The 11,064-nt window shown below is 43.9% G+C and carries 8 protein-coding genes; 1 reads left to right on the top strand and 7 read right to left on the bottom strand.

The features are described 5' to 3' along the window. Positions 1–38 precede the first annotated feature (38 nt). A complete protein-coding gene (locus E7588_01150; GenBank protein MBE6687865.1) occupies positions 39–521 on the bottom strand; it encodes a YbaK/EbsC family protein in 483 nt (160 codons plus the stop codon). Between the two features lie 7 nt (positions 522–528). Next, positions 529–1,917 (bottom strand): M20 family metallopeptidase, encoded by a 1,389-nt coding sequence (locus tag E7588_01145; GenBank protein MBE6687864.1) that lies wholly within the window; start codon positions 1,915–1,917, stop codon positions 529–531. A 148-nt stretch (positions 1,918–2,065) separates the two neighbouring features. Between E7588_01145 and E7588_01140 the strand changes: the two genes are divergently transcribed. Continuing rightward, a complete protein-coding gene (locus tag E7588_01140; protein MBE6687863.1) occupies positions 2,066–2,410 on the top strand; it encodes a type II toxin-antitoxin system PemK/MazF family toxin in 345 nt (114 codons plus the stop codon). Positions 2,411–2,492: 82 nt separating this feature from the next. On the opposite strand, the gene spoVAE is transcribed toward E7588_01140, so the two are convergent. The 5 genes from spoVAE to E7588_01115 all read right to left on the bottom strand — a co-directional run bounded on the left by spoVAE (position 2,493) and on the right by E7588_01115 (position 10,993). Then, positions 2,493–2,849, bottom strand: a complete 357-nt coding sequence (gene spoVAE / locus E7588_01135; protein MBE6687862.1) for a stage V sporulation protein AE — start codon at positions 2,847–2,849, stop codon at positions 2,493–2,495. Then, positions 2,842–3,843: a stage V sporulation protein AD gene (locus E7588_01130; protein MBE6687861.1), complete on the bottom strand. Its 1,002-nt coding sequence runs from the start codon at positions 3,841–3,843 to the stop codon at positions 2,842–2,844. The genes spoVAE and E7588_01130 overlap by 8 nt, the downstream gene beginning before the upstream one ends. Next, on the bottom strand, positions 3,831–4,328 hold the full coding sequence (spoVAC, locus tag E7588_01125) for a stage V sporulation protein AC (GenBank protein ID MBE6687860.1): 498 nt from the start codon (positions 4,326–4,328) through the stop codon (positions 3,831–3,833). The genes E7588_01130 and spoVAC overlap by 13 nt, the downstream gene beginning before the upstream one ends. Positions 4,329–4,367: 39 nt before the next feature. Continuing rightward, a complete protein-coding gene (locus tag E7588_01120; GenBank protein MBE6687859.1) occupies positions 4,368–8,066 on the bottom strand; it encodes an S-layer homology domain-containing protein in 3,699 nt (1,232 codons plus the stop codon). 164 nt (positions 8,067–8,230) lie between these two features. Then, positions 8,231–10,993: a hypothetical protein gene (locus tag E7588_01115; GenBank protein ID MBE6687858.1), complete on the bottom strand. Its 2,763-nt coding sequence runs from the start codon at positions 10,991–10,993 to the stop codon at positions 8,231–8,233. Between the last annotated feature and the right edge of the window lie 71 nt (positions 10,994–11,064).

Raw genomic sequence — 11,064 nt, 5'->3', positions numbered from 1 at the left:
TGTGCTCCACAATCGGTTGTTTTTTATTGTCGGTTAAGTTAAACAACGGGCTCTTTTGGCTTACATACATCAACCCATCCAAGTGCTCCCGACAATTCAAAAAGAATATCGGGCGAAAGCTTTACTGCGCTGTTTGAGCTTCCGCAAGCCGGAAAAACAGTATCAAAGCGCTTGAGGGATTCATCAAGGTAAATCTTTACACCGCAATTAACATCAAAGGGGCACACACCGCCCATGGCATATCCTATACGTTCCACAAGAAGATCCGGAGAAAGCATTTTTGCCTTGAATGAAAAACTATTTTTGAATTTGCCGTTATCGATTTTCACATCTCCTGCCGCAACCACAATGATACATCCTTCGGGAGTCTCAAATGACATTGACTTTGCTATTCGGCAGGGCTCGCACCCCAAAGCCTGCGCCGCAAGCTCAACCGTAGCACTCGAAACATCAAATTCGTATATGTCATTCAGAGCGACGCCTCTTGACAAAAGAAATTTCTTTGCTTTTTCAAACATGATTTCCACCTCAGGAACAAATATCTATTACAGCCTGCGTAAATATGGCAGTGGCTCTTATAATATCATCCGTTTCCATAAATTCATTTGCACCGTGAATATGTGCATCACAATCCTGCATAAGCGGTCCGAATGCAACAGCATTTTCTATTCCGTGTACGTAGGTTATGCCACCCATAGCTATGCATTCACTCTTTAAGCCGGTGTATTTTTCGTACGCGTTACCCAGTATTTTTATAAAATCAATTTCGGAATCCACATGATGTGCGGGCATCATGGTATTATTTTTAAGGTGGATGCCTGCATCATCCATTTTCTCTTTTATAGGCATAACCGTATTTTCCTCGTTTGCACTGAGCGAGGTACGGGAATCGAATGAACCGTCTATACGTCCGTTTTCTATATTAAGAACATCGAGCGAATACGTGGATTTTCCGCTCAATTCATCACTGACCTCCGCATTAAGCGCTTTTCCGTAATAATCACCGTGCGGAAACATAGCATTTATCCTCTTGGCAAATGCGAATGCTTGTCCGTCAAGCGGAAGTATATTTATGAGAGTAAGCATTGCCGTAACAGCATTAACGCCTTTTTCGGGTGTTGAAGCATGAGATGAACTTTCCTCAAAGCTGATATTTATATCTGTCTTTTTGACGTTATATTTATATGTCAGATTAAAATTTCTTTTTATTTTTTTGAGAGCTTTTTGCAAAGTTTCTTCAGAAATATCGCGAACCGTGGCAGTGCAGTTTTGAGGGACAACATTAACAGTTGAACCACCATTGAATCTCACAAGTTGAGGACCATCTATACAGTTATCGTAAACCACGCTGAATTCTCCGCAGTATCTCCCCTTTTCTGTGTTTATTATGGGGAAATGCGCATCGGGAGAAAAAACATACGGCGGCATTTTTTCTTTTGACATATAATACTCAAGGTCCTTGCACCCTACCTCTTCCCCGGAGCCAAACACAAGTCTCACACCGTGCTTCAGAGGTATGCCCAGTTCCTTTATTGCCTTAATTGCCCAAAGTGACATTACGGCACAGCCCTTGTCATCAGCGACACCTCTTCCATAAATTCTGCCACAATGTCTGGTCATGAAAAACGGGTCGAAAACCCACCCGTTGCCCTCAGGAACAACATCAAGATGGGTAAGAATTCCGAGCTTTTCGGGAGTGTCGCCGTAGGTGGCAGTGGCAGCATAATAATCAAAATTTTTCGTTGTCATTCCATATCGGCCCGCAAGTTCAATAATATAGTCCACCGCACGGGCACAAGCCTCTCCATATGGCTTATCGCCGGTTGCCTCGGTTGCAACAGACGGAATTTTAATAAGGTCGAACAGATCATCAAGGATATCTTCTTTATGTTCATTCAAATACTCTAAAATTTCCATAATATCTACCTTTCTTATTGAATCAATGCATATTATACAACATTACTCGTTGTTTTTCAATAGATAGCAAAAATTTTTTGCTGTATATTATAATATTCCGCTTTTATGGTAAAAATATTACCACAACAATAAAGGAGGAAACAAGCACATGACCGTCAAAAGAGGAGATATTTTTTACGCCGATTTAAGTCCGGTAGTAGGCTCCGAGCAAGGCGGTATACGACCTGTTGTGATAGTGCAGAACGATGTGGGAAACCGCCACAGTCCAACAGTTATCGCCGCCGCAATAACAAGCCAGACCTCTAAAGCAAAGCTACCAACTCACATAGAAGTTTATGCCGATAAATACGGCCTCGCCAAAGATTCGGTAATTCTGCTGGAGCAAATACGTACCATCGACAAAACAAGACTAAAAGAAAAAATGGGACACCTTGAGGATGAACTTATGACTAAGGTCGATACGGCCATTAACGTGAGTTTCGGGCTTATGTGAAACTAAAGCGCCCTGAGCTTTGAAAGATGCGGCTTAAAAACCGTGCTTTCGGCTCATGGCGCTTTTCTTAAGCGGGAACCTGTTATTTGGATTTCCCCTTAAATATTATTGATACGGCAAGTGAAAAAAATATTGCCGCAGTGATGCCGCCCGCCGTTCCGGTGAGACCGCCTGTAATCACCCCTACAAACCCATCATTTTCAACCGCTTTTCTAACTCCCTCCATGAGAGCGTATCCGAAACCGGTAAGCGGGACAGTAGCACCGCAACCCGCAAAATCAACCAGCGGCTTATATACCCCGACAGAGGTAAGAATTACACCTGCCGTAACATATCCTGTCAATATTTTCGCAGGTGTCAGCTTTGTTTTATCTATCAAAATTTGTGCAATAACACACAGTATACCGCCACACGCAAAAGTTTTTAAATAATCAAACATGTGTCAACCTCACCAAATGTGCAATGCCCGGAATAGTAAGACCCTGCATTGTAGATGTTGCGCTCAAAAGAGCACCGGTAGATATAATAAGTGCATCCCTTATTTTGTTTTTCTTAAATTGCTCCATAAAATACCCGGCCGTAACCACCGCAGAGCATCCGCATCCGGAGCCACCAGCATATTTTTCCTGCTTCATACGGTTGTAAATCAGCAAACCGCAATCGGTATAATTGTCTCCAAGTTTTATGCCGTCCGCTCCCAACATTTCTTTCAAAATACCGTATCCCTCATATCCCAGGTCTCCCGTGGCAATAACATCAAAGTCGTCGGGGGATTTACCCGATTGTTCAAAATAGCGTTTCAAGGTATCGGCTGCCGCGGGTGCCATTGCCGCCCCCATGTTATTCACGTCGTTTATCCCCGGGTCAACAATTCGTCCTGCCAGAGCTTCATTTACGTACACTCCGTAACCGGACTCTTCGATATCGGACAACAGTGTACATGCCGAGCCTGTAACCGTCCATTGAGAAGTCGGAGCCCGTTGACTGCCGTATTCAACGGGTGTTCTGAACTGACGTTCCGATGAGCAAAAATGACTTGACGCAGTGGAAGCGCAGCGCTTTGCATATCCGGCATTTACGCACATTGCGGACAGTGAAAGCCCCAGCGTAAATGTAGAGCAGGCACCGTAAATGCCGTAAAATGGTATTTGGGAATCGTTGATTCCGAAGGTGGTGGCACAGCACTGATTCAGAAGGTCACCACCGAAAATGAGCTCAACATCATGATTTTTCAGGTTTGCTTTTTCAAGGCATATTCGCAGTGCGTGTCTTGTCATTTCGCTTTCGGATTTTTCCCAGGTATCCGCACCGAATCTGTCATCACTGTCAAACATATCAAGATACATTCCCAACGGGCCTTCCTTTTCGTGCTTTCCTCCCACAGCAGCAACAGATACTATCCGAGGCTTGTTTTCAAATTTTATAACATCCATTTTACTATCACCTCAATCAACCCACATATTACCGAAGTAACTGTTCCGTAAACAATGACCGGGCCGGCAACAACAAACATTTTTGCACCCACACCCATAACGTAGCCCTCACTTTTGTTATCAATCGCCGGCGAAGCCACAGCATTGGCAAAACCGGTAATAGGGACAAGTGTTCCTGCACCAGCATGTTTTGCGATTTTATCAAAAACACCCGTTCCCGTAAGAATCACAGCTATGAAAACAAGTGTTACCGGAATAAGTGTTTTCACATTTTCTTCATCAGCGCCAAGATATTTATACAAATCACCTATTCCCTGTCCGATACAGCATATAAGACCGCCTACCGCAAAAGCCCATACGCAGTCCTTAAACAAATTTGATTTTCTTGCTCTTTTGTCTGTGTATGATTTATAAGCCTTTTTATCCGTACAAATCACTCCTTTTACATTAGTTTGATACAAGAAAGCAAAAAATATCCACTGCATATCATATCACATGCAGTGGATATTTTATAAAATTTTCAGTTATTCAACGGTTACAAACACACCGTCACCGTTTTCAAGACTAAAAGTGTAAACGCCCTCAACAGGAGTTATAACAACAGGTTTACCGCGATAGTATGAAGTTACTGTCTTCACTGTGTCCGCGAGTTTTATGTTAACAACGGCGGATTCGCAGGTTGAAAAATCTGCCATATTTACAAGAGTAAATGCCGCGGCACCGCTTGCATCCTCTTTTTCAAAGCAACCTATCAGCAGCGGTTGAGTGCAATCGATGGATTCAATGACATCAAACTCCGCATATTCTCCTGACATTTTAAGATACGGCATATTCTGAGGGTTATGAGTGAAGGCTCCAAGATTTTTGTACTGTACAAATGTATCTGAAAGAGCCCGCATTTCCCACATAACGGGCTTGCAATCATAATACGCCTGTGTGGGCTCACCGTTACTGCTTCTTACGAGCGATGCTTCACCACTCATATATCTCCAAAGCAGTATTCCCGTACAACCAAAGGAAAGCATGGAATAACACTGCCAGCGATATTCCGCTTCATTTGGTGTACGCTTGCTGTCGTTCCAGCCAAAAGTCTGGATACAGCACCAGAATTCCTTATTATTCTCACGTGCAACAGTGGCTATCTGATTTATTGATTCCACATATTCGTTATATGTTATCTTGTTTATCGCTTCTCTGCCGACACCGTTCCAGCTGAATGGATAAATGTCGGTACAGATATAATTGCAGTCAAAGTATTCAAACCACTGCTGGCAGTACTTTCTGTACAAATCGGGGTCTGAATCATAGTATTCGATAGCCGCAGCGCCCGCACCCATTTTGAGCTGTGCCGCATTTGCGTACATGGGAAGAAGATTTGTAAATGGAATTTTACCGGGAAGAGCCGCCATGTAATCGTTTGAAATTTTACCCAGCTCAGGATAGCTGTCCGTTCCCGGCTCGTCAATTATATAGTTGCCGCTGAAAGACGGATGATCGGCATATTCCGCAACAAAATTTCTGTAATCAAACCCCTCCGCACTTGAAGGAACAACGGGTGAGCTCTGGATAAATACCTCTATACCGTTTTTATCAGCGTAATTGAGAACATAATTTTTATTTGAGCCGTTGGTCGCAGTTCCGCTAACGATAAGATCCACACCCAAATCTTTCAGAAGATTCATACCCTTTTCATTTGCCTGAGAGCCCTCAAAGCCCCAAACACCAAGTCGGATACGCTTACGCTGATAGAACTCAGGAGCATACTGTGTGCTGACCATATTAACACCTAACACGCTCTTGATGGTACGTTCCATAACAGTTGCAACCTCTGCACGTGTGGATACACCTTCCGGGTCAAATCTTCCTTCGCCTTTACCATTTATAATACCGGCGGTCTGGGCATTGTTTATCGCCTGAACAGTTTTAACATCGCAATCGGTAAGGTCCGTAAACTCCAGTATATCATTGACGGTGTGCAATTCATATCCGAAAGCTGTTATGTAGTTGGAAATTACAAGTGCCATAGTTTTGCGGTAGATCGGGTCCTCAGCACCAAAGGTAACATCGGAAAGTCCATCCATTAATCCGTATTCCTTAGCCCACTGAATATAAGGCGCATAGTATTCTGCTGAATTTACATCACCATAACCCGTGTTGCCGTTATACTTCGAGGTATCCACCCCATGCATGCGTCCCAGCACAGTGATAAACATACCGCGGGTCATGGCGGCTTCGGGACTGAATTCAGTGGGAGAAGTGCCGCCAAAAAGGGTTCTGTCTGACACGAAGTCAATATACTTTTCAGCCCAGTGACCCGAAATATCGTCATAAACCTTATGATTGTAACCAAGAATGTAGTTACCGGGTCTGTTCACCGAAAAAGTAGTATAGCCGTAGGAGTTGGTATATCCCAGTGCAACAACGGTTTTATTACCATTTTCGTCCAATCTCATCACAACCGGAGACACGCCCTGTGCCTCGCCCTGAGGGATAGTGGAAGAAAGCATGAAATCCTCCTTCTTATAACCCTCATACAAAGAACCGGGAGCGATTATTACCTTCTGGAGAGTGTCATTATAGGATGCTCCAAGAGAGTAATCGGGTACGGTTTGTGATTTAGCAAGAAATTCCTGCGCTTCCTCAATAGTTCTGAAAAAGCCCATGCGCTCTATCATTATTTCCGCATCGGTATCATTTCCATTGATAGGATCAAGTCGTATGCTATAGCATGTGCCCTTCCAGTTTTGCTTTGGGTACTTTGAAAGGTCTACAATAACATCTGACCACTCGCCGCGGTTATTGATTGCAAATTCGCTGTACGAGGCATCTGTTATCGAAGGAATTTTATCCGTGGTATAAAAAAGACCGCCTACTCTTACGTTTGACTTTATATTGTAATGCATTGCAAAATATTTAAACTCTGCAGTGTCAACAGGATTGGAGAGACCGATGCTCATAGTAGGGTCCGAACCGGTCGGCTTAAGCTTCACCAAGCCAAGCTCCGCGGAAAAATCAAGTTGACCTAAATTCCACTTTTCCGCATCCTTCAGATTCTTCAGCAGAATCGTTTCGCAGGGTTTGCCGGAATTAACGGTCACAGCTTCACTGAGTTTAGGCTGATATTCTTCTGCCGCTTCTTTGGTAGGCAGAAAAGCGATGTAGTCAATGTACATCTGACTGCCGGTCGGCATCTGACCCGACGGCTCAGCCAGCCACATACAGTCAAAGCGAAGGAGATTTGCCTTACCTTTCCAAACGGATTCAGTGTTTTCTATATTATTAACAGCCATGGATTTCAGATTGTAATCCTTGACGTTGAAAACATATTCTTTAAACTCTGTATCATACGCAGTAATGGGAAAATGTGTACAGCTGTCGGCTGTTATTTTCTTTCCGGTAGCTTCTGTGGCAAAGTGAAACTCAAACACATTTGCAGCAGAAAGATTTCGTATGCGCATCTTTATCCAAGGGTAATTATCTGCGCTGAAATCCACTTTAGCGGTAACATTACAGTCACCGTTGCCGCCATCCTCCGGACCGTTAAGAGAAGTTATAACAGCATATCCATTGACATAATCTATATCAACATATGCATTGCTTGTGGTATAACCAAAAGTATAATTCCCCGTGCCCGGCTCAGTGACATAGCCCGGTTGGGTAAAAGCTTCCGGGTTTTTGGCTTTCATATATTCATTATACGCATCTTCAGTGGAAAAAAGTCCCACAAATTTAATGGTGACGCTTCGCTTTCCCGCTCCGCGTATAGGGTCAAAACGCAGTCTTTCGACTGTTCCCTTCCAGCATGCGCTGGCAGGGGCATCATCCTTCATGTTGAGCATAAAGATATGTTCGCCCGTGCTGAGCGGAATATCAATTCTCGGATTACCGCTGCTTCCCTCCGTCCAGTGGTAAAACTGCGCTCTCCTGTCGCTTCCTCCGCCATTTGTGTCAGAATATTCAACGGCAAAAATCTCATAATCGCTCAAATCAAGAGAACCAAGACTTTTCCTGTACGTCAGCTGCATATCGTTGTTATCTTTTTCCGTGGCAGAAAAAACAGTTCCGTCAGGTGTAATCTCATACGCAACAGAGGCGTTTGCGCTCCACTCGGAAATACCCTGCTGTGTGGTAAAATCCCAAATTTTATCCTGAGCGGCATTTACGGACACAATCGCCAGCCCAGCCAGAATACAGGATGAAAGGAACAGAAAAATCCTCTTCATATTTGACCTCCATACAATTTATTTTACAAAGATTATAGCATCAAACTCAATCATTGTCAACAGTTTGGATCAAAAATACAATTTAATTATTTATTCAATACACAGAGGGCAATGCTTAATATAGCACTGCCCTCATTATTTGGTTATTTAATTATAGTTTACGTTCAAAATCCCTGTTTGAATATTTTCTTCCAGGTCTCTTCATTCACCGCTCCGTTGGGATAAAGTCCGTTGTTTTGCTGGAATTTTTCAACCGCCTGCTTAAGTGATACGCCGAAAACCGGTGTGTTTATACCAACAGACGGCATATACCCCATTTCGTTAAGGCGTCGCTTCAATGCTATAATGCGGTTATCCATGCTTCCCAATTTCAGCGATGCAAAGGTATCGGTGAAGTTTTGGGAGGGAGAATTATAGTATATTTCAGGCGACTCAATGCCTTGCGGAACATCGAAGGTAATATAATCATCCACATTCTCGTTTGCCTCAGGATTTTTTGGATAGTAGCTGAATCCGCTATCTATAATGTTATCCGGCTCGTATGTCGGTTCTTCAAAGGATAACTCGGGAAATTCATTCCCTTCTGACGCGAGTGCAGTATTACCGCATACTCCCGAATAAACATCATTAATTCTGTTCCATGTAATCCGTCCCACAATACCGTCGGCATCCAATCCGAATATGCGCTGGAATGTACGCACGGCAGATTGGGTTACGCTTCCGAAGATCCCATCCTCGGAAAGTGACGGAATATCGGTATAGGAATTTCTGATGGTATTCAAAAGCTGTTGGATATAGAGCACATTGCTTCCGCCGGAGCCAATCCTTAAAGCCGTACCGGGATAGTTTCTTGTCGGTATACAGCTTGAAGAAGTGTTGTTATATGCATTATTAAGTGCATTCCACGTAACACGTCCCACAATGCCGTCAGCACTTATTCCGGACAGATTCTGGAAAATCCTTACAGCTTCCTGTGTTCCTGTACCGTATACGCCATCCTCTGTAAGAAAAGGCAACTGAGGATAACGGCTTCTTATGGCGTTGATTATGCGCTGAACATACAAAACATCGGGACCTCTGGAGCCAAGCTGCAAAACTGTGCCGGGAAAAGGACGAACTGTGATGGATGTGTCACCGCTGCTCTGCCGATATACGGTATTAAGCTGATTCCATGTATTTCTGCCGACCACTCCGTCTGCAGCAAGTCCGAAAAGCTGTTGGAATCTTATTACCGCTCTTTGAGTTGCTGCACCAAATTCTCCGTCCACGGTTACGCTTGGTATCTGGTTATAAGTACCTGAAATGCCGTTAAGCAGCTGCTGGATATATCTCACATTAGTTCCTGCATCTCCGTATGATACGGGATTGCCGGGATAAACGCGATATCCCAGTCCTGTGCCGGGAACATTTACGTTTTCTTTTATTCCGCCAAAGATGTCGATAATCTTATCCCACGTTACTCTTCCCACTACTCCATCAACCGGAAGAACATATTCCTTCTGGAAATTCCGAACAGCCTGCTCAGTTGTTGCACCGTATCTGCCATCTATCGAAACCTGAGATATATTTTCGTTGTACTCTCCTATAATGCTGAGGTAGTACTGCAATTCCACAACCTCTATACCCTGAGAGCCACGTCTGAGAGGTGTGCCGGGGTATTGCTGTATACCGTAATCTTCGCGCTCACCTTCACTGGTTAACTCAGCAAGTTTTTTAACACCTACATATATACGGGAAATCTGATACCAGGTTCCCTTGCCTACTATGCCGTCAGGAGTGAGATTGAATATCTGCTGAAATTTTCTTACAGCCTGAGTAGTATCCGGTCCGAAAACTCCGTCGGCTGTTATGAGAGGTATCGAAGGATAGTTGATTGCTATTCTCACAAGCTGTAATTGAAGTGTTCTGACCGCATCACCCGTGGAGCCTTCGCGAAGCGGTGTTCCCGGATATGATTCCTCTGTTCCTCGTATATCATTTGTTTCAACAAACTCAAGCTCGCCGTAATAATTTGTCAGAATCTGTCGTGCACTGGCACCGCCCTGTGCCAATTCATACGATCCCCACTGAGACATACCGGGACAGGTAGCAGTGGTGCCGTTGCAGTACTCCGCATAAAACGGCTCCACTCTTCCCGGCTTTCTCAGATATATATTAAAAATATCATTCACAAGGTTATTTATGTTATCGTATATATTTCTGCCGGGCACAAAATACTGGTCGTATGCTGTGGAATTGGTAATATCATATTCATAACCTCGGCTACGGTACCATTCGGTAAACACTCTGTTCAATGCAAGAGATATCTGCGCGTAGATATTTGCCTTAAGTGCTTCCTCCGGCCAGGTTGGATATATCTCACTGCAACAGACATTTTTTATGTAATCAGGAAAACGTACAGTTACATTCTTAGCCGCCGTATTTGAAGGTCTTCCCAAATGAACGGTTATATATTCGGGTATAAACGGTTCTTCAAACACCTCAGGGCGAGGGCCTGCTTCGGGAAGTTCACCTTCTGCCTCTTCCGGAGGACGTCGCAGTGCAGGAGGCTCTATTTCAATATAATTCGGTCCCGTACCCGACGGCAGTGAAAGCGGAAGTGCCAGCATTTCAACATTAAGAATTGATTCACGCATAGGAAACACCTGCACACCGTTTACAAAAGTATCACGAAAATTTGGTGCAAACACCTCAACATGGTAAGTAGCATAAGGAGATTCCGGATTGTCCGGTATTTCCGAATTTACAATATCAGGGGTTAAAAGGTCGATAGATCTGCTCATACCCGAATCCGATGCCGTAAGGGTGGCTTCGTAAATGACGGGGCCTGACGGAGACTTTATTCTCACAAGTGCTTCTTCAATAGGAAGTGCTTCTCTTGCGGCACGTACTTCAATTATAAGCTTGCCTGTTTGCATATACTTCATCCTCTCGTATTTTGTGGTTATTCAAAGTATATGCATTTTAGGTGTCAACTGACAACAAAAAACTGCCTTGC

This window comes from Oscillospiraceae bacterium, assembly GCA_015065085.1.
Classification (GTDB): Bacteria; Bacillota; Clostridia; order Oscillospirales; family SIG627; genus SIG627.
The sequence above is the reverse complement of the archived record's forward strand: the minus strand, read 5'-3'. Positions and strand labels throughout refer to the sequence as shown.

Bases quoted from the DNA above. Each gene is read 5' to 3' on its own strand.
- E7588_01120 (MBE6687859.1), bottom strand. From the start codon at position 8,066: ATGAAGAGGATTTTTCTGTTCCTTTCATCCTGTATTCTGGCTGGGCTG.
- spoVAE (MBE6687862.1), bottom strand. From the start codon at position 2,849: ATGTTTGATTATTTAAAAACTTTTGCGTGTGGCGGTATACTGTGTGTT.
- E7588_01140 (MBE6687863.1), top strand. From the start codon at position 2,066: ATGACCGTCAAAAGAGGAGATATTTTTTACGCCGATTTAAGTCCGGTA.
- E7588_01130 (MBE6687861.1), bottom strand. From the start codon at position 3,843: ATGGATGTTATAAAATTTGAAAACAAGCCTCGGATAGTATCTGTTGCT.
- E7588_01115 (MBE6687858.1), bottom strand. From the start codon at position 10,993: ATGAAGTATATGCAAACAGGCAAGCTTATAATTGAAGTACGTGCCGCA.
- E7588_01145 (MBE6687864.1), bottom strand. From the start codon at position 1,917: ATGGAAATTTTAGAGTATTTGAATGAACATAAAGAAGATATCCTTGAT.
- spoVAC (MBE6687860.1), bottom strand. From the start codon at position 4,328: ATGCAGTGGATATTTTTTGCTTTCTTGTATCAAACTAATGTAAAAGGA.